Origin of the sequence: Nostoc spongiaeforme FACHB-130 (genome assembly GCF_014698475.1) — a bacterium.
Lineage (GTDB): Bacteria > Cyanobacteriota > Cyanobacteriia > Cyanobacteriales > Nostocaceae > Nostoc_B > Nostoc_B spongiaeforme.
In genome coordinates this window covers 50,154-74,426 of the sequence record NZ_JACJTB010000020.1, presented here as the reverse complement: position 1 = coordinate 74,426, position 24,273 = coordinate 50,154, and the positions used below count along the sequence as shown (strand labels likewise).

The 24,273-nt window shown below is 40.3% G+C and carries 25 protein-coding genes and 1 pseudogene; 9 read left to right on the top strand and 17 right to left on the bottom strand.

Going from position 1 to position 24,273, the window contains the following annotated elements; genetic code table 11:
- Window positions 1-273: 273 nt before the first annotated feature.
- Window positions 274-3,033 (bottom strand): tetratricopeptide repeat protein, encoded by a 2,760-nt coding sequence (locus tag H6G74_RS16095; RefSeq protein WP_242051244.1) that lies wholly within the window; start codon window positions 3,031-3,033, stop codon window positions 274-276.
- Between the two features lie 101 nt (window positions 3,034-3,134).
- Between H6G74_RS16095 and H6G74_RS16090 the strand changes: the two genes are divergently transcribed.
- Together H6G74_RS16090 and H6G74_RS16085 are read left to right on the top strand one after the other, a co-directional pair.
- Complete coding sequence (locus tag H6G74_RS16090) at window positions 3,135-3,425, top strand: hypothetical protein (RefSeq protein WP_242051243.1); 291 nt, start codon at window positions 3,135-3,137, stop codon at window positions 3,423-3,425.
- 395 nt (window positions 3,426-3,820) lie between these two features.
- Complete coding sequence (locus tag H6G74_RS16085; protein ID WP_190968620.1) at window positions 3,821-5,182, top strand: NAD(P)/FAD-dependent oxidoreductase; 1,362 nt, start codon at window positions 3,821-3,823, stop codon at window positions 5,180-5,182.
- A 202-nt stretch (window positions 5,183-5,384) separates the two neighbouring features.
- On the opposite strand, the gene H6G74_RS16080 is transcribed toward H6G74_RS16085, so the two are convergent.
- From H6G74_RS16080 to H6G74_RS16070, 3 genes are all read right to left on the bottom strand, one after another.
- Entirely contained in the window at window positions 5,385-5,789 is a 405-nt protein-coding gene (locus tag H6G74_RS16080; protein ID WP_190968619.1) for a DUF309 domain-containing protein, read from the bottom strand.
- Window positions 5,786-6,151, bottom strand: coding sequence for a ferredoxin thioredoxin reductase catalytic beta subunit (locus H6G74_RS16075; RefSeq protein ID WP_190968618.1), 366 nt, complete (start codon window positions 6,149-6,151; stop codon window positions 5,786-5,788). Before H6G74_RS16075 ends, H6G74_RS16080 begins: the two co-directional genes overlap by 4 nt.
- Before the next feature lie 165 nt (window positions 6,152-6,316).
- Window positions 6,317-7,483: a DUF58 domain-containing protein gene (locus tag H6G74_RS16070; RefSeq protein ID WP_190968617.1), complete on the bottom strand. Its 1,167-nt coding sequence runs from the start codon at window positions 7,481-7,483 to the stop codon at window positions 6,317-6,319.
- A 238-nt stretch (window positions 7,484-7,721) separates the two neighbouring features.
- Between H6G74_RS16070 and H6G74_RS16065 the strand changes: the two genes are divergently transcribed.
- The 3 genes and pseudogenes from H6G74_RS16065 to H6G74_RS16055 form a co-directional block, all read left to right on the top strand.
- Window positions 7,722-8,702, top strand: a complete 981-nt coding sequence (locus H6G74_RS16065; RefSeq protein ID WP_190968616.1) for a hypothetical protein — start codon at window positions 7,722-7,724, stop codon at window positions 8,700-8,702.
- Window positions 8,703-8,825: 123 nt separating this feature from the next.
- Window positions 8,826-9,152 (top strand): DUF433 domain-containing protein, encoded by a 327-nt coding sequence (locus tag H6G74_RS16060; protein ID WP_190968615.1) that lies wholly within the window; start codon window positions 8,826-8,828, stop codon window positions 9,150-9,152.
- A pseudogene (locus tag H6G74_RS16055) lies at window positions 9,153-9,251 on the top strand (DUF5615 family PIN-like protein); the annotation flags it as partial. It abuts the gene before it with no gap.
- A gap of 57 nt (window positions 9,252-9,308) precedes the next feature.
- Here H6G74_RS16055 and H6G74_RS16050 read toward each other — a convergent pair.
- Complete coding sequence (locus H6G74_RS16050) at window positions 9,309-10,445, bottom strand: PD-(D/E)XK nuclease family protein (protein ID WP_190968614.1); 1,137 nt, start codon at window positions 10,443-10,445, stop codon at window positions 9,309-9,311.
- Window positions 10,446-10,629: 184 nt separating this feature from the next.
- Window positions 10,630-11,169 (bottom strand): (2Fe-2S) ferredoxin domain-containing protein, encoded by a 540-nt coding sequence (locus H6G74_RS16045; RefSeq protein WP_190968613.1) that lies wholly within the window; start codon window positions 11,167-11,169, stop codon window positions 10,630-10,632.
- Between the two features lie 140 nt (window positions 11,170-11,309).
- Between H6G74_RS16045 and H6G74_RS16040 the strand changes: the two genes are divergently transcribed.
- Window positions 11,310-11,639 (top strand): four helix bundle protein, encoded by a 330-nt coding sequence (locus H6G74_RS16040; protein ID WP_313888485.1) that lies wholly within the window; start codon window positions 11,310-11,312, stop codon window positions 11,637-11,639.
- Between the two features lie 116 nt (window positions 11,640-11,755).
- On the opposite strand, the gene nifT is transcribed toward H6G74_RS16040, so the two are convergent.
- From nifT to cysE, 6 genes are all read right to left on the bottom strand, one after another.
- Entirely contained in the window at window positions 11,756-11,959 is a 204-nt protein-coding gene (gene nifT / locus H6G74_RS16035) for a putative nitrogen fixation protein NifT (protein WP_190588707.1), read from the bottom strand.
- Window positions 11,934-12,221, bottom strand: a complete 288-nt coding sequence (locus H6G74_RS16030) for a nitrogen fixation protein NifZ (RefSeq protein ID WP_190968612.1) — start codon at window positions 12,219-12,221, stop codon at window positions 11,934-11,936. The genes nifT and H6G74_RS16030 overlap by 26 nt, the downstream gene beginning before the upstream one ends.
- Window positions 12,208-13,341 carry a homocitrate synthase gene (nifV, locus tag H6G74_RS16025; protein ID WP_190674582.1) on the bottom strand — a complete coding sequence of 378 codons (1,134 nt, stop codon included), beginning with the start codon at window positions 13,339-13,341 and terminating at the stop codon, window positions 12,208-12,210. The genes H6G74_RS16030 and nifV overlap by 14 nt, the downstream gene beginning before the upstream one ends.
- Window positions 13,342-13,866: 525 nt before the next feature.
- The gene (locus tag H6G74_RS16020) at window positions 13,867-14,064 is read right to left on the bottom strand and encodes a DUF2949 domain-containing protein (protein ID WP_190968611.1); all 198 of its coding nucleotides are present in this window, start codon (window positions 14,062-14,064) and stop codon (window positions 13,867-13,869) included.
- Between the two features lie 123 nt (window positions 14,065-14,187).
- Entirely contained in the window at window positions 14,188-14,421 is a 234-nt protein-coding gene (locus H6G74_RS16015; protein ID WP_190674579.1) for an Asr1405/Asl0597 family protein, read from the bottom strand.
- Window positions 14,411-15,163 (bottom strand): serine O-acetyltransferase, encoded by a 753-nt coding sequence (gene cysE / locus H6G74_RS16010; protein ID WP_190968610.1) that lies wholly within the window; start codon window positions 15,161-15,163, stop codon window positions 14,411-14,413. The genes H6G74_RS16015 and cysE overlap by 11 nt, the downstream gene beginning before the upstream one ends.
- Window positions 15,164-15,859: 696 nt before the next feature.
- Here cysE and H6G74_RS16005 point away from each other — a divergent pair.
- Complete coding sequence (locus tag H6G74_RS16005; RefSeq protein WP_190968609.1) at window positions 15,860-16,093, top strand: EF-hand domain-containing protein; 234 nt, start codon at window positions 15,860-15,862, stop codon at window positions 16,091-16,093.
- A 515-nt stretch (window positions 16,094-16,608) separates the two neighbouring features.
- On the opposite strand, the gene H6G74_RS16000 is transcribed toward H6G74_RS16005, so the two are convergent.
- The 4 genes from H6G74_RS16000 to H6G74_RS15985 are packed head-to-tail and all read right to left on the bottom strand — an operon-like array spanning window position 16,609 to window position 20,885.
- Window positions 16,609-16,833, bottom strand: coding sequence for a type II toxin-antitoxin system HicB family antitoxin (locus tag H6G74_RS16000; RefSeq protein WP_190968608.1), 225 nt, complete (start codon window positions 16,831-16,833; stop codon window positions 16,609-16,611).
- The gene (locus H6G74_RS15995; protein WP_190968607.1) at window positions 16,826-17,086 is read right to left on the bottom strand and encodes a type II toxin-antitoxin system RelE family toxin; all 261 of its coding nucleotides are present in this window, start codon (window positions 17,084-17,086) and stop codon (window positions 16,826-16,828) included. The genes H6G74_RS16000 and H6G74_RS15995 overlap by 8 nt, the downstream gene beginning before the upstream one ends.
- The gene (locus H6G74_RS15990) at window positions 17,079-17,309 is read right to left on the bottom strand and encodes a hypothetical protein (protein WP_190968606.1); all 231 of its coding nucleotides are present in this window, start codon (window positions 17,307-17,309) and stop codon (window positions 17,079-17,081) included. The genes H6G74_RS15995 and H6G74_RS15990 overlap by 8 nt, the downstream gene beginning before the upstream one ends.
- 15 nt (window positions 17,310-17,324) lie before the next feature.
- Complete coding sequence (locus tag H6G74_RS15985) at window positions 17,325-20,885, bottom strand: NACHT domain-containing protein (protein WP_313888484.1); 3,561 nt, start codon at window positions 20,883-20,885, stop codon at window positions 17,325-17,327.
- 219 nt (window positions 20,886-21,104) lie between these two features.
- Between H6G74_RS15985 and H6G74_RS15980 the strand changes: the two genes are divergently transcribed.
- Window positions 21,105-21,962, top strand: a complete 858-nt coding sequence (locus tag H6G74_RS15980; protein WP_190968654.1) for an N-acetylmuramoyl-L-alanine amidase — start codon at window positions 21,105-21,107, stop codon at window positions 21,960-21,962.
- A gap of 287 nt (window positions 21,963-22,249) precedes the next feature.
- Here H6G74_RS15980 and H6G74_RS15975 read toward each other — a convergent pair whose 3' ends face one another.
- Window positions 22,250-23,221: a CobW family GTP-binding protein gene (locus tag H6G74_RS15975; protein ID WP_190968605.1), complete on the bottom strand. Its 972-nt coding sequence runs from the start codon at window positions 23,219-23,221 to the stop codon at window positions 22,250-22,252.
- A gap of 249 nt (window positions 23,222-23,470) precedes the next feature.
- Between H6G74_RS15975 and H6G74_RS15970 the strand changes: the two genes are divergently transcribed.
- Window positions 23,471-24,220: an SDR family oxidoreductase gene (locus H6G74_RS15970; RefSeq protein WP_190968604.1), complete on the top strand. Its 750-nt coding sequence runs from the start codon at window positions 23,471-23,473 to the stop codon at window positions 24,218-24,220.
- Window positions 24,221-24,273: the final 53 nt, after the last annotated feature.

The window sequence follows — 24,273 nt, the reverse complement described above, 5'->3', positions numbered from 1 at the left end:
GTTTTGATAGATTGCTGATCAGTCTACAATTTAAGTAAAAAAATCGCCTTTATCACATCATCATTCAAGTTCGGAACACGAAACTTCAAGTTCGGAACACAAAACTTCAAGTGCAGAACACGAAACTTCGAGTTCAGAACATGAACGTTCTCGTTTGAAACAGGAACATTCGAGTTCGGAACATGAAACTTGGAGTTTAAAGCATGAAACTTCGAGTTCGGAACATGAAACTTGGAGATCAAAGCTTGACTGATGAGGTTGGGAACTCAAAGTTTAGTGTTGAGATTTCCAAGAATCGCGCAAATCTCCTAAATTTTCACGTACAGCCACAGTATCGGGATGATTTGACCCTAAATTTCGTTCTGAAATATCTAAAGCTCGGATGAGCAACAATTCAGATTCTCTATATCTACCTTGGCAAATATAAATTGATGCGAGAACGCGAATGCTTTGTACAATACCAGGATTGTCGTCTCCCAGCAGCTTGCTAGTGATTTTAAAAGCTTGGATTTGCAAGACTTCAGCTTTTCTGAATCTACGTTGGGAAATGTAGAGTATTACTAAGCGATGGAGGGTAGTTACAACATCAAAATGTTCTTTGCCTAAGAGTTTACGCCTGAGCTTCAGAGCCTTATTATACAAAGCTTCGGCTTTACCAGATTTACCTTGGAGTTGGTATAGTTCTGCAAAGTTATGGAGGCTAGTGGCAACATCGGGATGTTCTTCACCTACCAGTTTACGCAAGAGTGCCAAGTTTTGGGTAAACAGAGATTCGGCTTCAGTGTATCTGCCTTGAAATGTATGAAGATGCGCGAGGTTGTGAAGGCTAGTCGCAACATCAGGATGTTCTTCTCCCAGTAGCTTGCGCCTGAGTTCCAAAGATTGGATAAATAAAGGTTCGGCTTCAGTGTATCTGCCTTGAGCTTCGTAGAGTAAACCTAAATTGTGGAGACCAAGTGCGACAGATGGATGTTCTTCTCCCAGTAGCTTGCGCCTGAGTTCCAAAGATTGGATAAATAAAGGTTCGGCTTCGCTGTATCTGCTTTGGGCATAGTAGATTAACGCCAAGTTGTTAAGGCTACGTGCAACAAATAGATGTTCTTCTCCTAGCAGCTTTCGTCTGAGTGCCAAAGCTTGGATGAGTAGAGGTTCAGCTTCACTATATTTGCCTTGAGATTGGTAGACTCCTGCTAGGCCAGTGAGACTCACAGTAAAATTTATATTTTCTTCTCCTAGAGCCTTACGGGTAAGTTCCAAACTTCTGATAAGTAGAGGTTTAGCTTCGCTGTATTTACCTTGATAGTCATAGATATGAGCTAAGTTATTGAGGATAAGAGCAATACCAGGATCTTCTTCACCCAGCAGTTTTTGACATAATGCCAAAGCTTGAATGGACAATGTTTCAGCTTCGTTGTATCTGCCTCGGCAACCGTAAAGGTCTGCAAGGTTATTGAGGCTAAAGGCAACTTCGAGATGTTCTTCGCCCAGGCGTTGTTTCGCTGTTTCTAAACACTGCTCAAGCCAAGGTGCTGCTTTGTCATACAATCCTTGACCTTTATAAAAAAAAGCATTGCCAGTAAATACACAAATTAAATCTTCATCGCTGACATACTGAATAAAATTTTTCGCTACTTCTGCTAAATGAGGTATTACTAAAGCAATAGCCTTAATTTCCTGAAGTGTAGGTTCTTGCGGAATATCTTTAGTAACCTCTACCATTACCCCGCAAAACGATCGCTTAAATTCCTCTTTCTGCTCTAAGCCTTCGAGCTTATCTTGAAAAAACTCCCGCAACAGGGGATGTAGTTGATAAATTCCATCACCCTTGGACTGAACTAGATGTAACTGTAACAACTCACGTCTAGCTTGCTTCCAATTTTGCGCCTCATTATTTATTGTTATCCCCTCCACTAACTCCCAAGGAATTGGAGCTAAAGCAAATAAACTCAAAACACAGCCTAAATTTTGAGCATTTTCTCGCAAACGCCGCCAACTTAATTCAAAAGCAGCAGCAACACCCAATTCAGTCTTCATTTCTTGTGGAACTTCGACTAAAGCCGGATTTTTCAGACGCTCATTTTCCAAGTCTTGCAACATATCCGCTAGGGATAATTCCTCATCACCCAACAAATAACGCCCGACTAATTCTAAACCCAGTGGCAAATATCCCAACCACTTACAAAGTCTTCTCGCAACTAACGCCTCACGTCGCAGTCGTTCCCTACCAATTATGGATTTTAATAACTGCATCGCCTCTAGTGGTGTCAGCACATCTAAATCTAAACGCACTATCGGCGACTGTAATTTTTCTCGCGTGGTAATTAACTGCTTAAACCGCGCCGGAACAGACTCTAAATAACACCTAACTTCATCTCGATAGTTAGTGACGTTATCAATTATCAGTAAAACCTCACCTTCAGGCCATTTTGTCAGACAGTATTGGACTCTTGGAACTAACTCTGAATCATCTGGGATGTTCAATTGCAGCTTATTCATTGCAAACTGCACCAGTTGTAACCCCACATCCTGCACTGCGGATAACCAACAAATCCCGCCTTGATAAGTAACGAGGTGAGAATGAGCATATTGCAAAGCTAGTTCTGTTTTCCCGACTCCACCCATCCCTGCTATTGCTACCTGTTGATTCTTTTTCAAGAGTTGATGGAGTTCTTGCAATTTCGCTTCACGTCCGACAAACTTTTCCCTAGATAAAGCCAGGGGAATATTATGATGAATCTCTTGTTTTGGTGCAGTATTAGGAACACCGTTATATTTTTTTGTCAGGTAAGCCTTTAATATTTCTAGCTTTCCGCGTTTAGAGGTGGCTAACTCAGGACAACTCCGAACGAATTTCTTATATACCTGCGCCATGCGCTTTGTGAAGGCTTCCTCACCAATATCAATATCGCTTGCTAGTTTTGCTTCACCTTTATCTGTGTTTTCAACTTTCAACCGAACTAAAAAGGCTTCTGTTTGCTCTGGGGATAACTCATGAGTAACAGCTTCTTGTCGTAAAAACTCATCCCATTGCATAGCCAGCCTGACAAAACTTTGCTTGATTCTACTTATCTTACACCTTGCTTCTACTTCGTCTCTATTTCTCAGGAATCTCCGGCTTTCAAGGCAGAAATACTATGAAAACAGTAAATTTCACTGAGGTTCGCGCCATGAATACTTCTTCATCAACTTCCACCAACCCCCAAACTTCACAGTTAATTCCAGTATCTTCTTCAACAATTGAAAATCCTTCTGCTTGGATACGTGACGGCTACAGTCCCACAGAAATTATTCTCGCAATAGCATTTTTAAGTTCTTTATTGATGGGAGGAGCTGCGACTTTGATTATGGCAATAACTGGACTAGTTAAAACTTTAGCACCAGTAAGAAATCAAACTAAATCCAGTTCAGCCAAGGCTAAAAACTAAACTTAGCACAGAGAAAAGAAACCCAACAAAGTCTGGATAATGTTGGGTTTCGCTCTCACGCTCCCAACACTTGTATCTCTACTAGAAATCACAAGGGTTTGGGCGGGATTGAGTGTATGTATCCACAACTCTTACACCCAATCTCCACAAAAAATCTTTGTGCGGAAATCCTAATAAAATAATGCCCTTTGCAATATATCTAAACAAAGGGCGATAAACACTAAAGCTAAGAGGGCAATATATGAATGTAATATGTATCATCTGGGAATGGTAATCTAACTTACCTTTATGTTTTTTTCATTTGTGCAGCGTGAACAGAAACATATATGACAAGTTTGATACATATTTGTTAAGAATAGTTACAGCACCCGTAACACTAGGAAATATTTCTTCTTATGGTAGACTCCCTTGAGAATAACCCACCGCATCAAGTCGTGATTATTGGTGGTGGCTTTGGTGGACTATATGCAGCAAAGGCACTGGCTAAGGCTAAGGTAGAAGTAACGCTGATTGACAAACGTAATTTTCACTTGTTCCAACCATTGCTGTACCAAGTTGCCACAGGTACACTATCACCTGCGGATATTTCCTCTCCTTTGCGATCGGTATTAAACAAAAGCAAAAATACAAAAGTGTTGTTAGGAGAGGTGAATGATATAGATCCCCAAGCACAGCAAGTCTTTTTGGGTGATCAAGCGATACCATACGATACGTTAATAGTGGCTACAGGTGCCAAGCATTCCTATTTTGGTAAAGATAACTGGGAAGATTTTGCGCCTGGTTTAAAAACTGTAGAAGATGCAATCGAAATGCGTCGCCGGATTTTCTCGGCGTTTGAAGCCGCAGAAAAAGAAACTGATCCTGAAAAACGTCGGGCTTGGTTAACCTTTGTAATTGTGGGTGGTGGCCCTACAGGGGTAGAATTAGCAGGTGCGATCGCTGAACTTGCTTATCAAACCCTCAAAGAAGATTTCCGCAATATCGACACATCCGAGGCAAGAGTTTTACTTCTAGAAGGACTAGATCGGATTCTGCCACCCTTTGCACCAGAATTATCGCAACAAGCAGAAGCATCTTTACAGCAATTGGGTGTTAGCGTTCAAACCAAAACTTTAGTCACCAACATTGAAAACGATATTGTCACCCTCAAACAAGGTGATGAAGTGAAAGAAATTGCTGCCAAAACAGTATTATGGGCAGCAGGTGTGAAAGCTTCACCAATGGGGCAAGTTTTAGCAGAACGCACAGGTGCAGAATGCGATCGCGCCGGAAGGGTTGTTGTTGAACCAGACTTAAGCATTAAAGGCTATCCCAACATTCATGTAGTTGGCGACTTAGCAAACTTCTCCCATCAAAATGGCAAACCTCTTCCTGGTGTTGCACCAGTAGCGATGCAAGAAGGAGAATATGTTGCCAAGTTAATTAAGGAAAAAATCAAAGGTAATACCTTACCTGCCTTCAACTATAGCGATCGCGGCAGTTTAGCCATGATTGGGCAAAATCTAGCCGTCGTGGATTTAGGCTTTATCAAACTCAAAGGTTTCTTTGCTTGGCTATTTTGGCTATTAATTCATATCTACTTCTTAATTGAGTTTGATAATAAACTCGTCGTCATGATTCAGTGGGTATGGAACTATGTCACCCGCAAACGTGGCGCAAGATTGATTACTGGGCAAGAAGCTTTGGCAAAAGTGGGAAATGAAGCGCCTAGTACATATTACAAAGCCACGCCACCAAGACAAGCCGTCAATGTCTAAAAAGGTAGGACTTCCGCACCAACATTGTCTGTAGAGATTGAGTTTAGGGGTGTAAGAGTGTTGGATACATACACCCCTATACACATGTCTTGAACCTAGTACAACAAGGCAAAAGTAAAAAGGCAAAAGGAAAAAGAAAGAATAACGATACTACAAGCCTTTTAGCAATTCCTTCTGGTCTATTTATTTACGCCGACCTGTACTAGCCTGTTTCACTATCATTAGATAGTACAAGTTTGGGTATCGGCAAGTTTTGATTTTCCAGCAATTCACTTGCCGGAATTTTATTTACACTTGTTTGCTGTAATACTGTCAATAATTCGGCACTTTGGCTTAATAACTCATCTACATTAATGCCGCCATAACTATCTGGATAACGGCGCAGGCGGTTGCTTCCTTCTCCGAGTAAAATAGCTGCACCGCGCAAATTCTCATTTCTGAGATGATACAAAGCTACAGCAATTTGGAGAATGCCCTGGTAAAAAGTTTTTTCGGGTTCAATGGCTTCAATCCACAAAGCCTCTAAAGTGTCATGACAGGCGTAAAACTGTCCAGAGTTGAACTGTTCTACACCTTGCCAAAACTCTTGGGGCATAGTTTCGCTCATGCCATGCTATCTCTTACTTCTTTAATAGTTTCGATAGAGATTTCTTGGCTTTGACCAGCAAATTCATTGTCTGATGTTAAAAACAACATACAATGGCATTCTTTCCGTTCTCTCATTGGCACACAAGGACAGTTCCAATATGTAGCCTTGACTTCAGCTTCTTTGTCTTCGTAGTGGCGGCAGGGACACAAAGGCGCACCTAGTTCGTCTTTATGTTTGGCTAACCCTTCAATTACCACTGCGGTAACAGAAGGTTCACTACAGAAGTACGTTCCAGTACGCTTGGCGTATTGTTCGGAAAAATGCCGCATTGCTTCTAAGCTTTTATCGCTGGAATTTGTGTTAACTTCTGATGTGATCATGTGGATCGGCCGCTCATAATTTAAATATTTCTTTGCATTGTACCTCAGCCTCAAGGTGCTATTACTGGGGATATCTCCCCAACCTGAAAAGATTCAATGATGATGTTTGACAAAAACCGCAATAAATCAGCATTCATTGAAATATTAAATACATAGAATACTTATTTACAATGCTTGTAAAGGTTTTTGTAGTTGGGGTTGTAAAGCTTGTTCGCTTTGCACCACAATACCAGGGCAGTCACGATTAACAACCGTGGATGGTTGATCTGAGGAATTATTATTTTGCCACAAAATCCAGCGACTGCCTTGGGGTAAGGAAGATAGTGTCAGAGAATTTTGAGTTAACCAAATTAAAGGATTGTTTGGTGTTTCTGTGGCGTTAGCATCTTCTTGAAATTTGGTTGCGGCTAGGGTTTCTAAGACTATGCGATCGCCTTTTACCAAATTTGTCCCAGCTGTCCAAAGTTTGACGGGCATTCCCATACGTTGTGTGTAAAAATACAAGCTGGCTGCGGTAATTACGGCTTGCTCAAAATCATCTTCTTGCCATTCGCCACCACTATCTAAGGCAATAATTATTTCTTGTCCACCTGTGACAACTTCTAACTCCCGGACTCGTAATTCGCCATAACGGGCGCTAGTCCGCCAATGGATGAGTCTGGTGGGGTCGCCAATGCGATAGGGACGCAGCGATCGCACTAATCCTGATGTTGCTGTCTGCAATGGGCGATTGATGGAATCACCTTTTTTGCTTTCTTCTTGTCCCATTTCATCAACTAACGGACAAGTGGTTAAAGGTAATACAGTGGGGTAAACAATAGCGATCGCTTCACAGTCTCGCTGACGACGACACCAAAATAAACCTAAAGGTGCGCCAGTTGCTAATTCAACATTGTGCCAACGATAAATACCTCGATGCTGGGTCTGGTGATAATAAATCCAACGGTAACTATTTTTACTCGGAATAACTTCTATTGGCTGTTTGACTGGCTTACCCAAAACAAAAGGCAAAATATCCTCGACTTGCAGCAAACTTACAGATTGTGCAGTGGGATTGTGGATTTCTAATTCTACAGTCAAGTCATCCCCAGCCGAGACAGGCTGAATTGGATTGCGGGTGATAGTTAAACCAACAAGCGATCGTGGTGGTAAAACTGCTGCTACTACCAACAGCGCCACACTCACACCGCTAATAGCATACAGCCAACCCGCCATCGTATTGACAGCCGCCCCAAAAAAACAAATAGCAATTCCCGCAAGCACCCAACCGCCGTATGTAGGTGTACTTGCCCGATTTTCTAACCAGTTGGTGATAGGTTTGATAATTTTCATGTTTCTTTTTTAACCCAACATCACCGGAAGTTCACAGTAGTGCTGGTGTCATTTCAGGAACAGAAAAATCATAATAGACCTCTTGTACGAATATTTGATGAATGAAATTGATGACCGTACAAACCAGATTGTTCAACTAAAACCACATACTATTAGCCTGCGAAGGCAGGCTTTGTTTGTATAGCCCCAGACTTCCAGTCTGAGGGGATAATTGGATTCATACTTTAATAATTCAAAAATGTCTAACAACCTCAGTCACATAGAAGAAATTCAAGCAATTCGTCGCCGACCGGCTATGTTCTTTGGGAGTGCAGGAGTGCAAGGTACAGAACAGTTTGTTTATGAACTGGTAGCAAATGTCCTTGATGCTTATTTGACAAAACAAGCAACATTTGTGAATGTAACTTTGGATGGAGCCACTATCTCAGTTGTAGATGATGGCCCAGGACTGCCATTTGATGAACCCAGTGATATCGAAGGTATTAGCCTTGCTACTAAATTGCTAACTCGGATTCATCAAACACGCTCATGTGATGAACATACTCCCCACGTTCATATAGTTAGCAGAGGCGTTGGTTTAGCACCAATTAATGCCACTAGCATTCACCTTAAGGTACAAAGTTGGCGTTCTGGAATGCTGTGGGAACAGTGTTTTAGTAAAGGAATTGCCCAAGGATCTGCCAAGATTATTCAACAAGGTAATGGTCGAGGAACAAAAATTGAAGTCACACCTGATCCTGAAGTTTTTAGGCAAACGCAACCCAGATTTGGGATAATTCGGAGGGCTTTGTTTGACACTGCTCATTTGTTTGCTGGGTTGAGAATTGGATTAAATGAAGAGCGTTTCTATGCACCGCAAGGACTAAAAATGCTGGGATATATACTTTTGACTCGGCAAACAGACGCTAACAATGAGCCATTTCACGTAACTTTGCACCATAACAATATTTTGATTGAAGCAGCAGCTTTTGGCGATCGCTTCTCGCAAAACCGCACATTTTCATGGGTGAATGGAGCCAGAACACCAGATGACGGCAGCCATGTTGAAGGTTTTTCACAAGCATTAGCAGAAGTCAACTGGCAACCTGCACTAAGTTTGATTCATATTGTGATGTATGACCCACGTTTTGCAGGGCCGACGCGGGATAAATTGGATGTTCCACATATTAAAGAAGTAATTCAAGAAGCACTGCGAGAACCTTTATCATCCTGGTGGTAAGACCCCAAAACGTAAGCATAACCTGGGGATGAGAGCCTTTCTCAGAGACTTGATTGCTGAAATTTGAATATGAAATCTAGAATTGTAGATATAGTCTGACAAAGTACCAAAAGATTTAAATTCGTGACACTTAGAGAATTAGAAAACCAACTTCTTGCTCTTAGCCCTAGTGAAAAATTGCAGGCAATACAGTTACTTGCTCAAAGTCTTGGTAGCAGTTGGCAAGGAATTGAGAAAACCCCTGGAGTTTGTGGTGGCGAGGCGCGAATTGCCAACACTCGTATTCCAGTTTGGGTACTTGTGGAAGCTCGCCGTCTTGGATATAGTTATGCTGACCTTTTGACCAGCTATCCCAGCATTTCAGCTACAGATTTAGCTAATGCTTGGGTATATGCAAAAGCTCATTCTGATGAAATTGAATTGGTAATTGAGCGTAATCAGGTAGCGTAAATGGCAAGATTTTATGCAGATGAGCAGTTTCCGTTTCCGGTTGTAGAATTATTACGCAATTTGGGACATGATGTTTTGACAGTCCAAGAAGCTGGAAAAGGTGTAGCTTGGGAGGAGGAACGGAACCAAACATCATTAAAACTCTCTTGGGTTTTGCTATAAGCCGCCTGCAATACCCATCTCTTCTTCTATAGATTCTTCTGTACTTAAATCCTTACTAATAAAATCAAAATATTGTTCTTTAACTGTTTTCAATTCCTTAATAGATTCTAGGAAGAAATTTTTGATGTGATGTGATTGGTCTTCGTAAGCTAAAAACTCTTGTAAGCTTTTGCAATAAACTATACCTGACCATGCTGGTGTAACTGTTAAATTACTAGGAATCCAAATTTCAGGTTTGTCATTGATAACATCTTTCATCCTTTTAATAATTTTTTCCCTGTTTATAAAAGCTGGTGAAACCTCTAAACATATACCAATATTGGGATAACTAGTCAAATCATCTGAATTTAAAGAAAAGTAACCAAGACCACACCAAAAATTCCATCTTTGAGCAAAGAAAGTATAAATAATATATCTACTTCCCCATGTCCATTGAGTCATACTGGGTGAACCTTTGATAACTCTGCCAAAAGCATTATTAAATGCTGCTTCTACTTCTTCACTCAGCGTTGCTTGCATGAAATTGAAAGTTTTGTTAAAGTTCATCATTGTTAATAAATCAATTGATGAGAATTGATTTTTGTCTGCCATTTGATTACTCCTCATGAAAGTTAATATTTCTTGGGCTAAGGTATCAGAGCCATGCTTTGCTAAAAAAGAAGAGAACTGATACCACCTTAACTGATGAAAATTTACTATCGGTGTTTGTTCGTGAGCAAATGTCTTGATTTTTTTTTGAGGATCATAATTACGAGTAATATAAAGTAAGATACGCTGATTAACATTTTGTAGACTACTCAAAATCTCAACATATCTTTTTAAAGCATTATTTCCATCTGTAGAACCAATTTTTGATTCAATAACTATGACATCTGTATCTAAACCATTTGATAATTCAATTAAAATATCGAATCTACTATCTTCCTTATGGCTTTCTAGACCTCGATGTTCTTTTTGAGTGGTAATATTAATACTAGAGTAACTATTGTCACCAATAATTGAGTTTTGTTGTAACCAAGCGATTAGTAAATCTTTATTAATCGAGAAAAAGTAAGCGAAAATTTCAGTAAAAAAGTCTTCTAATGGTTTATTGGCTGAATGCAGATTGAGTAAATTGGTAAATAAAGACATTTCAATTAAAGCTGATTAGCTTAGTCAGTATGAAATGTGCGTTATGCGTTGCTAACACACCTGATAACTATTGAGACTGCAACAGTTTTAACTTAGAAGTAGCCAGTTGACAATATCAAAAACAAATAGGGGTAAAAGTTTTACCCCTACACAGTAATATATACATTTGACAAGAAGATTGAATTTAGGTTAAGTGATTTTCTAGCAATGATGCGATCGCTTCTGGGTGAAGTTTCTTATACTTCTTTTTACCAAGTAATAAAACGCAGTTAGGGGCGCTGCTGCAACGTTTTTGACAGTCTGTGTGTTCAATTTTAACTTTGTCTCGCAAACCGCGATCGCACAAAGTTTTTTCTAATTCTGATAATAAACCTTTACCGCCTTTTTTTACACAGCCAGACTTTTGACACACCATAATTTTGGCTTCTGGTTGCGGTAATAATTCTTGAGTAGGACAAGCAGCAACTGGCGTGACTTGATGTGCTTTGATTTTAATTTTGCCTGTGCGTGTGTTGACTTTACTCACACCACAAACATGAATTTGCTCACCAGGAGCTAAACTACATTGCAACGAACTACGCAAATCTTTTGGTAATTTGATATATAAATTACCAGAAGGAATTGCTAATTGCAGATATTTAGCTTTTCCTGATTTCATGCCTGCAAAACCCTGGAACTGACCTTCTAAATTCAATTCCGATAATCTGAGATATTTGTCACCCATGTTAACTACTCAAAATTTAATTACAAAATAATGATGAGAAGGCAGGAGGCAGGAGGCAGAAGGCAGAAGTTAACATCTTGTGTAATGATGGATTTCTCCAAACTTCTGCCTTCAAACTTATGAGCTACTGAGAACAATTCATTTGGAAATGTGGAATCGCGCTGGCGATTCAGTATTATCAACTAACTGAAAATTTTCCTAAATCTGAACTTTACGGTTTAACAAGTCAGATTAGACGTTCTTGTGTTTCTGTACCTTCAAATATTGCGGAAGGCTATGGCAGGAGAACAAAATCTGAATATATTCAATTTCTCCATATCGCTTTGGGTTCTCTACGGGAACTTGATACCCAGTTAATTATTGCGAAGGAAGTTAAGTTAGCAAATCAAGAATTATTTATTCCTGTTATGGGAGAAGTTGATAGGCTGCAAGGAATTCTAGCATCTACTTTGCAAAAGATGAAAACTTGATTTCCTGCTAATTTTAAATTTTGGATTGGCAATGTTAAGTTTTCGATTGTTCAGTCCAAAATTTAATATTATTCTACCTCCTGCCTCCTGCCTTCTGCCTCCTGCCTTTTGTAATTTTAAGCCAAGCGTCTAGCTTCTACAGTTTTAGGCAAATTTGCTACATCAGGTATTTCGGGAAATTCTAATTCCCAACCATTGGCTAAGGTAAGAATTTTACCAGCTTCACCGTCTGTTTGCTTTACTACTACTTCTTCTAAATCTTTTTTCGCAACATAGACGGTTAAGTTGCCATTATCATTCATCCGTAGCATTACTTTCATGATTTTCCTCAGCAGATTCTAGTTCTTTTTTGCGACAACCAACAACAATGCCTTTATCTAAAAAATGCACTGCATAAATATAGGAACGTTGTAAAAAAGTGCCTATACTTGCTACGTAACCAATGTCTCCTTTCTTCGCTAAAATTTCGCCAATTTCTCTACCGGGAAATGTCCCGTCGTTTTTAATTTGTTTGCGGAGTCTGACTTTTTCACCAATTTCAAAATCAGGTTCTGACTCTAATTCGTATTCATCGGGTTGCATGAGAATACCTCTGTTCTTTTACCAAGTTCAACAGTTCTTCGGTTGTCAGGCTGCGTTTTTTCTTAACTGATTGTTGGCGGACTGCATCTAATACAGATTGGGTTTCTTCGGGGTTGAGAAAGATACCATGCTGCTGAAGTAAGCTAGATACCAAATGCTTTCCAGAATGCTTACCAACGACTAAACGTCTTTCCCAACCAACTTCTTCTGGTGCAAAGGGTTCGTAGGTGTTAGGGTTTTGTAATACGCCGTGTGCATGAATTCCAGATTCGTGAGCAAAGGTATTCTCACCAACAATTGCTTTCCAAGGTGGTACACCAGCACCGGCGGCTGCGGCTACAAGTTGCGATAATTCCAACAAACGGGGTGTGTTAATTCCCATATCTAAGCCATAGATGCGTTTGATGGCCATGACAACTTCTTCTAAAGCGGCGTTACCTGCTCTTTCACCCAAGCCGTTGACGGTGGTGTTAACAGATGTTGCGCCACCTTTAATTCCTGCAAGTGCGTTAGCTGTCGCCAAGCCGAAATCGTTGTGGGTGTGGATTTCTACAGGAATCGACAACCAGGAAACGAGGCGCTTAACTTTTTTGTAGGTGGTGAAAGGATCGAGAACTCCTACGGTGTCGCAGAAACGAAAGCGTGATGCACCCCATTCTTGAGCATACAGAGCGACATCCAACAAAAAGTTTTCATCGGCTCTGGAAGAATCTTCGCCACCGACGGCTACCCAAAGACCGCGATCGCGTGCGTAACTGATACAATCTTTGAGTCTTTGCAGACTTACTCGCCACTGTCCATGAAACTTGGCAGCGATTTGGATACCGGAAACCGGAATCGCAATATGTACTCGCTGCATTCCACAAGCAATGGAAGCTTTGATATCAGAAATTACAGCGCGGTTCCAGGCGAGGAGGTTGGCTTTTAATCCCAAGTCAGCAATGATTGAGATGGCACGAATTTCATCTTCTCCCATCGCTGGGATACCGACTTCTAATTCATGCACGCCGATAGCATCGAGAAATTTGGCGATCGCAATTTTCTCTTTTAAGGTAAAAGCAACACCTGCTGCTTGTTCGCCATCGCGTAATGTAGTGTCATTAATTATGATTTCACTCATTTCAAACAGCCTCATAGGAATTTTTCTTAATATTCTTTCTGTAGCGTTAATTATTTTCCGCAACGCTGAGTAAAGGTAAATGCTATAAATTAATCCAATTAATATTTTGTCTTCATCATTCTTTAATATTAACGAGATAAAGACATCGCATCTGTATGACAGAAAACAAAACGACAGTATAATTTAACTGCCTTTTTCACTATTGTCATGCACACTTTTTTCTAGTAGAAGATAGCCCAAATAGGTGTTAGCTAGACTGGAAACAAATAAGAAAACAAATCCAAAAATAAAGCTAGAAATCATAGTGCTATCTCCCGATAATTGCAAGTCATTTCTGCCAAAAAGTTGTAACTAGCGATCGCCAACTCATTGAAACCGTAAATTCTTTTAGTGACTTCCAGAAATTAAATTATTCAACGTCAAAGAGCAAAAATATTGATTAGAATCTTTTTCTCCCTCCGCTCCCCTGCTCCTCTGCTCCCTCTGCTACTCCTCATCATTGGATATTTTTTAGTTGGAAGTCCCTCATCTCTGCTCATCTAGCCAATCTAAAATTTGTTCTAGCTGTTCTAAATTGACCAATCCATATTGCCAAAGCAGCATCGGTAATGGTGCATCATCAAACTTTTTGTGTCGCAGTGCTACAGCAATATCTGCATTGGTGAGTTCGAGTTCTGTATGTAAAAATTTGATGAATTTTGATTCTTTCGTGCGGGTGGACATAACTAAACCAGAAACAGATAAGTATAGAGGAGAATTAAAGATTGAGAATGCAATTTAGGCAACTAAAAAAATCAGAGTTAAAAATAAAGGAGAGGCTGATTTTTTCGATATGTCAAGACTGGTTTATAAATCCCAACAATGTTTTAACCAGTTGACCAATTCTTGACGCGGCGCAAAAAATTGCATAATCGTACTACGGACTAAAATTGCTGCCAGTAAACTGTTAACTTGGACTCGTAAAGAACCATCAGGGTGACAAGCGCAGGGAATCATTAACTCTTGCAAACGGTGATAAATTCGCCAGCGATCGCTCAACGGAATCTGTAAAATTTGCTCACCTAAAGTATTATTTGTCATTTGTCCTGTGAATTACCGTTGACTCGTAAGTTTTGAGTTTTTGTTCAAGTTGCTCAATGCGAGATAATAAGGAACGAATCACAGTGGCTTCCACATCCGGGAGCTTGTTATGTTCTAGAGGAGATTGATTCTTGTCTTTGCGAGAAATAATCCGTCCGGGAACCCCAACAACTGTGGAATCAGCCGGAACATCACGCAACACAACCGAACCTGCACCCACACGGACGCGATCGCCTAATTGAATATTTCCTAAAACCTTCGCACCAGAACCAATCACAACGTTGTTACCCACAGTCGGGTGACGTTTCCCGCTTTCCTTCCCAGTTCCGCCGAGAGTCACACCTTGATAAATCAGCGTGTAGTCTCCCACAATCGCCGTTTCACCAATCACAACCCCCATCCCGTGGTCGATAAATACCCCTTTACCAATCTCTGCACCTGGGTGAATTTCAATTCCGGTTAAGAATCGACCAATATGAGAAATGAAACGCGGAAAGAAAGCTACCCCTCGACGATGCAACCAGTTAGCCAGACGATGTAAACAAAGCGCGTGGAAGCCAGGGTAACAAAACACCACCTCTAACCAATTACGTGCAGCCGGGTCACGTTCAAAAATAATCCGAAAATCACTCAACACTGGCTCAAAAGAAGTGCCAGCAGAGAGTAAATTTTTCAGCAGGGATGTTTTTACAGAATCAGGCGCTACTGTCGCTGGTTGATTACTGTCTAATGACTCTTGCATCGGTACTGTCTGGGTAAAAAAGCCTTGTGCTATTTTTATGCTTATAGCAGGCGACTCCCAAGAGGACAGTACACTCTATGTCGGTTGGATTTATTGGATTTATTAAGGTTGTACTCAACCACTGCAAAGCTTTATTTTTAATTAATAAAAAATTTCTCTTGGGGTAAGGGTACTAGTTTTTTACAGTAGGGGTACTAGTATTTCTTGGGTGGGGGTTTAAGAATTGCGGTACTCACCATCAAACCCTTGACTTATATGAATTTGCAGCGATTTAGCCAAGTTATTTTACGATATATTAAGCTGTACTCAATTGCCCGGAAATGGGGTGTAGAGACGACTACAACTTAATTTCTGTATCTCCAGTTACGATTGTAATTTTACGGTTTTGCCACCCAAAAAACCAAATTCTTCACCTTGTTTTAGCTTTTATTTTTGGTAAATATCAATACTTTTATGAGTATGAAATTGTTAACAGTCCACTACCGAATTGAGCGATCGCACTTTTCAAGATAGAAGCAGAGGGTGCAGAGGTACGGACGATAGCGTAATGCTATAGCATAGCTGATTGCACAGAGAAGATATAGTTCATACCATTTCATTAATCTCAGCCTCAGCGATACCTATTTATACTTCTTTTGATATAAGTGTGTTGAATTTTGAAATATTAAAGTGAAAAATTAATTCAGATAAAAACTTATGACAACCGAGCAAGAACTTCAATCTCTTTTTAATACCTTAGATCGCGATCAAGACGGTAAAATCTCCATTAATGAGCTTTTTTTAAGTCCTGGCTTAAGTGCAGTCATCTCATCACAAACACATACCACTAGTCCCCAAGAGTTGATAGTACAGTATGATTCCGACGAAGACGGTAGTATTACCTTTGAAGAGTTAAAGCAAGCAGTAGAGGAAGCAAGTAATTTAACCTAGCACTCAAAAAATCTAATACCAAAATCCCTCAAAGCACTAACGCTAAGAGGGATTTACAATCTATCGCTTAATTTTATCAAGGCTTTTTTGAACGTGACGATTTCGGAAAAACTTACTCCTATTGCTTTCCCTGTCAAGGGTTACTCACTAAAATTTATGGCTGATACTCTTGACAAAATCCTCATCTGAGCGAATGAAACCACCCTGCTTAAAAAGGGGTAAATGCTTTAAAGTCCCCCTTTTGAAGGGGGATTTAGGGGGATCTAAAATGTTTTGCTACCAATGAGAGGACTTTTAAAACATCCTCTAAATTTACCCGTTTAATTTTATTATGCTATGCCGTGTGCAATTTTATCTCAAACCTAACTCCCAACCCCTTCCCTACGAGGGAAGGGGAGCAAGATTCAAAGCCTCTCTCCGCTTCGGGGAGCCAGCGTGTTGCGGAGGTTCCCTCCGTTGTAGCGACTGGCGTGAGAGGTTTGGAGAGGGGTTTAAAAAATAAGTTGCACATCGCGTTATGCTACTTTTAAAGGCTTGCCCAAAGTTTGCGGCTCTGGCAAAGTTTCACCATCTTCTAAAGCTGATTCAATTAGCATTTCTAAAACTTCCTGAGCATTTTTTAAAGCTTCCTCATAAGTATCTCCGTGAGTGTGACAATAATCTCCCCACTCAGGCAGGCTAACAACAAAACAATCATCTTCATCTGACCATTGAATAATAATTGTGTATTTGTTATTCATACGCTTCTCGTCGGTGAACAATAGTATTAACAATGACTTGATTTGCGTCATCATCAATTTGGTAAATTACGCGATAATTGCCAATACGATAGCGGTAATAACCTGCCAAGTCACCTTTAAGGGATTTAATGTTGGGATGAAATCGAGGATTTTGTTCTAAATACTCCAAGCATCGAGCAATCTTTTTGGCTAAGGCTTGGTCTGCTGAAGTATAAATCTCTTCTACCTCAGCAGATAAAACAACGTCATACATCAGACCGAATTGTTCTCCAGTTTTTTACCCGATTCTCAGCAATATCTTTTTTACCTCTCTCGAATGACTCAATAAATCCAGGAGTATCAAGTAATTCTTGGGTAGCGTCTTCACTCTCCTTGTCTGCTAGGTATGCTAAAAAGTCAGCAACTAGTTGTAGACGTTCTGAAGATAATCGGTCTAGATATTGGTTAATTTGCTGACGAATGTCTGTGTTATTCATAATTTTTCGCCAATCTTACTTCTCTAATTCTGCCAATTTTTTCTGAGCATATTCCCTTACTTGCTCATCTGGGTCATTTTCGGCGCGATCGCGCAACAGTGGTAAAGTCCGCTCATGCTGAGGATACTGCTTGATAATTATCTCCAGTGCAACGCGTCGGGGATTTGGAAAAAAATCTTCATGGCTACCCTGAAAAGGGTCATTGGCTGCACAGTTATAGTAGATTTCAAAAAGTTCAGGCTGAGATTTGTAAGCTTTAGCTAACTGTGCCACTGCTGTCCGTCGCTTATACCAGTTATCATCCTGGGCAGTAGCGAGTTGTAGGAGAAGGGTTTTAGTGGAGTCATCCTTGTAAGCCTGGGCTAATTTTTCCACTGCTGTCTCTTGCATATACCAATTATCATCCTGGGCAGTAGCGAGTTGTAGGAGAAAGGTTTTGGTGGAGTCATCCTTGTAAGCCTGGGCTAATTGTGCCACTGCTGTCCGTCGCACAGACGAATCAACATCTTTGGCAGTGGCGAGTTGTAGGAGAAAGGTTTTGGTGGAGTCATCCTTGTAAGCCTGGGCTAATTGTGCCACTGCTATCACTCGTACATATTCATCAACATCCTGGGCAGTGGCGAGTTGTAGGAGAAGGGTTTTGGTGGAGTCATCCTTGTAAGCCTGGGCTAATTGTTCCACTGCTGTCACCCGCACATCCGAATCAACATCTTTGGCAGTGGCGAGTTTTAGGAGAAGGGTTTTAGTGGAGTCATCCTTGTAAGCCTGGGCTAATTGTGCCACTGCTGTCCGTTGCACAGACGAATCAACATCTTTGGCATTGGCGAGTTGTAGGAGAAGGGTTTTGGTGGAGTCATCCTTGTAAGCTTTAGCTAATTGTGCCACTGCTGTAATTCGCACATATTTATCAACATCTTTGGCAGTGGCGAGTTGTAGGAGAAGGGTTTTAGTGGAGTCATCCTTGTAAACCTGGGCTAATTGTAGCACTGCTATCTGTCGCACAAACGAATCAACATCTTTGGTAGTGGCGAGTTGTAAGAGAAGGGTTTTAGTGAAGTCATCCTTGTAAGCTTTAGCTAATTGTGCCACTGCTGTAATTCGCACAGACGAATCAACATCTTTGGCAATGGCGAGTTTTAGGAGAAGGGTTTTAGTTGTGTCATCCTTGTAAGCCTGGGCTAATTGTGCCACTGCTGTCCCCCGCACATCCGAATCAACATCTTTGCTATTGGCGAGTTCTTGGAGAAAGGTTTTACTGGTGTCATCTTGCCAAGTTGTGGCTATTGCTGTGACTGCTTGAGTGCGAATTTCTCGTACTAGCCGATTTTCGTCGTCATCGAAGATGGGTCGATAATAATACCAGACATCATATTCAATTAAATCTTTTAACTGATTCAGTAATTTATCAGCTACTTTTCTCATCTTTGAGCGATGTCTGACTTCAACAAGACATTTTGCTGCTAAAAAGAGATTGATAAATTTCTTTTCTTCACCATCCTGCACCATTAAATACTCAAGAATCTCACCAACATATTCGGGTTCAATCATCCCAGCAATTAACAGCAACACTTCATGCCAAGTTTCATCATCCCAATGTTTGCCAAAAACTTCCGTTGTTAATGAAATATTCCGTTTCTTCTCAAATCGCCAGACAAAATACGCAGCACAGAAATATTCCAAAAAAGTTCGATGTACAAAACCATAGTAATCAGCACCACGAAAGCATAACATAAAGTTACGAGTCCGTAGTTGGTCAATTATTCTCCTTGCCGCTAATTTGGGTTGCTCAAACTCTAACTCTTCTTTTAAATATTCAGTCAGAACATTAATTAAACTATCTTCACTAATCACATTGCCAGCTAAACCTGCATCGCTAGTTTGCATAGTATAGGCAACTTGACGTAGCATGGCTTGCTTATCTTTATCATTGATAGCCCATTTATCTGTTTCTAAAGCACGTTCCACATCCCACTTGTGTAACAATACTCTGGATGCTTGATTATAAAGTTCTGGTCTATCTCTAGGTAGTTCTTGACTGAGATTGAGAATTGCCATCATAGTTAGTAGCAGAGGATTTCCTGCTAGTTCAGCAATGGCTTGTGATTCTTTAATTGCTTTTTGCAGTCGCTCTTGTTTAAGGTCTTTTTCTTCTTTATCAGTGACATTAAAAGTCCTTTCATGCCATCGTTCAATAAAATCGGTAATTTGTTCTAACTCTAAATCTTGCAAAATGAAATGTCTAAATTCAGCATCTTGTAATACTTGAGGTTGATAGCCAATAATCCGAGAAGTGACAATTACTTGCACATCTGGATATTCGTTAGTAAAGCGATGAATAGAATCAATGACTTCGTTTCGCATCACTGAATCAAAGATTTCATCTAATCCATCAAACATAACTAAAGCATTACCTGCCTTTAGTTGTTCGTGCAGTTTATGCTGATTGAGATGAAAGAAGCACTTGGGGGCGTGATTATAATATTGCAGAAAATTATTACATTGCTCATTGCGATCGCGCACATAACTGTTCAATTCAATCAGCAAGGGAATCGGCAGAGAAAAATCTTTCAGCGTCAAAGTTTCCTCAACCCATTTTAATGCTAAGTAATGAAGTAACGTAGACTTACCCGAACCCGGATCGCCTAAGATTACAAGATAATTTTTTGAGCGTTTTTCTTGGATAACATCTAATACTGAACGTATCGGTTGCTGAACATAATTGCGTTTATAGCGGTCTAATTCTTCTAAATCAAATTCAGTGTCTAATTGCTGAGTTGCTTGTAATCGGCGGAGATGTTCTTTAGGTAATTCTGGCAATACCTGATAAACTTCGCGGACATTTTGAGGAATAAATATTTGCCATAAATTAATCCTCAATTCGCTGCCTTTATTCTCTAAACGATGCAGCTTTAAACTAATGTACCGCTCACGAATAGTTTCTAGATATTTTGGTAAATCAAAATCTGGCGTAATACTACGATTCTCTTTTAAAAATCTGAGAATTTCTTCAAGTCTCTGACCCAATAAAATACTGCGTAGTTCAGATGAGTCTCCAAGAATTTCTTGACATTTTTCAATATATTTTTGTGTAACCGATTGCCAGTTAAAGTTAGCTGGCATAATCGGTAAATTAAGCTCATCCCAGATATTTCTGAGTTCTTGATAATTAAGAGAATTACAATCGTCTTTAAAGGCTCTTCCTAAAATTTGTTTAACAGATTTATTATATATAAACGTTTTTAGAGGTTTAGCAAATTTCTTAATGTCTGCTGCCGATACTTGGCACAACTTCAACTCGTCTTCTACAATTTGAAAAAACTCTTTCAGTGCTTTAATAATAGCTTTTTGCAGTGGTTCTTTCTCAAATAGTGCTATGGGGACATTATTAAAACGGTCTTTGAAAAAGTCTTTAGCGTAGTCTTTGGCTAAATCCTGAGCAAATTCCTTAACAAAATCCTGAGTCATAATTGTCTTAACCAATAGCCCAACAGCATTAGTCGCTACCCACCCAAGAAATAATTCCGACATAATTGCTTGCGATCGCCTAGTGTATTGTTTAAATATGAGTATATACACCAGCTTTAGCAAGCATTTCCAAGTTTAGGATGATTTAACCCCATTACATAAACGTAAAATCCTCTTTCCTCGTGCCTTCTGCCTCTTGCCGTTTCCCAACTACAAATATTTACGTCGCTCTACATATAAGTCCTAGTTGTATTGGGAATCACTGGCAGATGTATTGGTATTATTGTTTTGATTAAGATGATTTCTAGCTGTATTCTGAAATCTGCCAACATGAGTTTTAGAGAATGGGCAACTAGGGTGCTATTAATTTCTCTGGTATTTACTGCATTGAGTGTGGCGCTGTTGATTGGCAAAATTAACCAATCAAAAATTCCTCAAACCACCTCATCAAATCAAGAGATGACGACAGTTGGGAATGAATATCCCCAAGTAAAGTTGCAATCCTCTAAAAATCAATCAGCCAAATCTCCAGGTATTCCCCGGCAGAATTTGGGCAGATATAGAACTACAGAGGCTTTTGCTAAATATCAACCAAGATATGAAATTGCTAAAGTAGACCCTAGTAATTATGGCGATCGCTACACTCAAGATATTTACGGTGTCAGACTCACCAATCCGGCCATTATCGTACTACACGAAACTGGTTATTCTGCCGACAGCGCCATTAATTTCTTTCAAACACCCCATGAAGATGAAAGTGTCCAAGCCAGTTATCATTCCTTAATTGAATTAGATGGTACAGTTGTTTATCTAGTCTCACCAGAAAAACGAGCTTTTGGGGCGGCTAACTCAGTGTTTGAAAGCTTTAATGGTGTTGAAACTGTCCAGACTAATCCTAATTTGCCGCCATCTGTCAATAATTTTGCCTATCATGTTTCTTTAGAAACACCACCCGATGGCCGGGGAGATAATTATATTAAAGCTCATAGCGGCTATACCGAAGCTCAATATCATTCTTTAGCTTGGTTAATTGCCCAAAGTCAGGTTCCCGAAGATCGCATTACTACTCATCAACAAGTCGACCGTTCTGGTCAAAAAATCGATCCAATAAGTTTTGATTTTGATAAATTCTTGAATTTACTCAATACCTATCGTGAAATTAGTCCAGTTTATCGAGCGCAGAAGTGATCAACTGCAAGTATTGAACTTGCATATTGAAGCAGCAAGGGGCAGATGACAGAAGAAGCAGGGGGGAAGAGGGCAGGGAGCAGGGGGAGCAAGCCTCGCCCTTTTAGGGCGCTCTTACTGGGGCGGAGTACAAGTTCCGTTTCAGTTTTCCCCCTTGCTCCCTGCTCCCTGCCCCGATCGTATATTTTTTTAATTGGAAGTCCCTTAATTGAGGGTGTAGGGGTGTACTTCGACTTACCTCGACTTTGCTTAGTACAAGTCGCTCAGTGTAAAGCACTCAGCACTCTTCACACCAAACAAGCCAAAAAATCTTGTTTGAGTTTTGCTTCATCTAAATTGCGACCGATGAAAACTAATTCGTTTTTTCGGGTTTCGGTGGGTTTCCAAGGTCTGTCGGGTCTACCATCAAATATCATGTGTACGCCTTGAAACACAAAGCGATTGTCTTCTCCCGCAATATTTAAAATCCCCTTCATCCGAAAAATATCAGGGCCTTGAGTTTGTAATAATTTACTCATCCAAGCGTGTAGTTTCTCGCCGTCGAGTGCGCCTGCTGCTACTAACGCCACAGAATAAACGCTTTCATCATGTTCGTGGGCATCTTCGCCTAAAAAATTCGGGTCAATTTCTAAGGCGCGATTCAAATCAAAAGCTTGTACACCCAATAAGGAATCCATTGCTAATTCTGAGTTGCGGGTGCGATAGATTTTAGCGATCGCATTCATCCCCCGAATCCGCTTTTCTAATTCTTCTAAGTCTTCTGCTGTTACTAAATCAGTTTTATTAAGTAAAATAACATCCGCAAATGCAATTTGTTCTTGAGCTTCATCAGCTTCCCAATGTTGCCAAATATGCTTGGCATCTACCACTGTCACCACTGCATCTAGAGACAGTTTCGCCTGCATATCTTCATCGACAAAGAATGTCTGAATCACTGGTGCAGGATCAGCTAAACCAGTAGTTTCAATTACTAAATGGTCAAACTTATCACGTCGCTTCATCAAATTACCGATGATGCGAATTAAATCACCACGGACTGTACAACAAATACAGCCATTATTCATCTCAAATATTTCTTCATCGGCATCAATAACTAATTGATTATCAATGCCCACTTCCCCAAACTCATTCACAATCACAGCCACTTTTTTACCATGTTCATAAGTGAGAATGTGATTGAGTAAAGTTGTTTTGCCTGCGCCCAAATAGCCAGTCAAAACAGTTACGGGAACTGAATTTGTCATTACATCAGCCACCATATCACCAAAACCTCTGTTCTCGTCTGAATGATAATCTCACCCATGATAAGCGGTTTTGGATTTTTGTGTGAATTTGCAGATAATCCATATTTTTCTGAAATTAACAACTATCATAAGTAAGATTTTCCATAAATTTGAACTTTAAGTTTACAAGCATTAAAAACTAGCCAATTGTCTAGATTTAGGCATTTTAATCTCATGGTATAGTCGCTCTGACCGATGTAAGTATCTGCCTGAAACGAGGAATCTATGGTTAACAAAGAATCGAATGGCAAGATTGCATTGATTACTGGCGCAAACAAAGGTCTGGGATTTGAAATGAGTCGCCAACTTGCCCAGCATGGATTAACAGTTTTGATCGCAGGTCGTAATCTCCAAGCGGCGCAAACAGCAGCAACAACTCTCCAAAATGAAGGATTATTGGCTGAAGCGATCGCTCTCGATATTAATAGTAGTACTCAAATTCACACAGCCGTTCAAGAAATTACAGACAGATTTGGCCAGCTTGACGTTCTGATTAACAATGCAGGAGTAATGCTGGATGGAGATTGGGGTATTAGTAACGCCAGTTCTGTTTCTCTAGACATCATCCGCAAGACTTTTGAGACTAACTTTTTTGCTTTAGTAGAAGTGACTCAAGCATTACTGCCCTTGATTTTGAAGAGTAAAAGCGGTCGAATTGTCAATATGGCCAGCATTGAAGGTTCACTCACCCTCCACGCTGATCCAAACTCGCTTATTTATGATGCCAAACCCTTTGCCTACAATGCTTCCAAAGCAGCAGTTAATTCCTTTACTGTTCACTTAGCCCATGAACTACGCAATACACCAGTCAAAGTCAACAGCGCCCATCCCGGCTGGGTAAAAACAGAATTGGGTGGAGAAGGCGCAATGATGGACATTGGCGAAGGTGCAAAAACAGGCGTGCAGTTAGCTACCCTACCTGATGATGGGCCAAGTGGCGGCTTTTTCCATTTGGGCGAGCCTGTACCTTGGTAGTAATGATCAGTTCGTAGTTGCGATTTATCTCTTAAATAAAGGGCTAAAGCCCA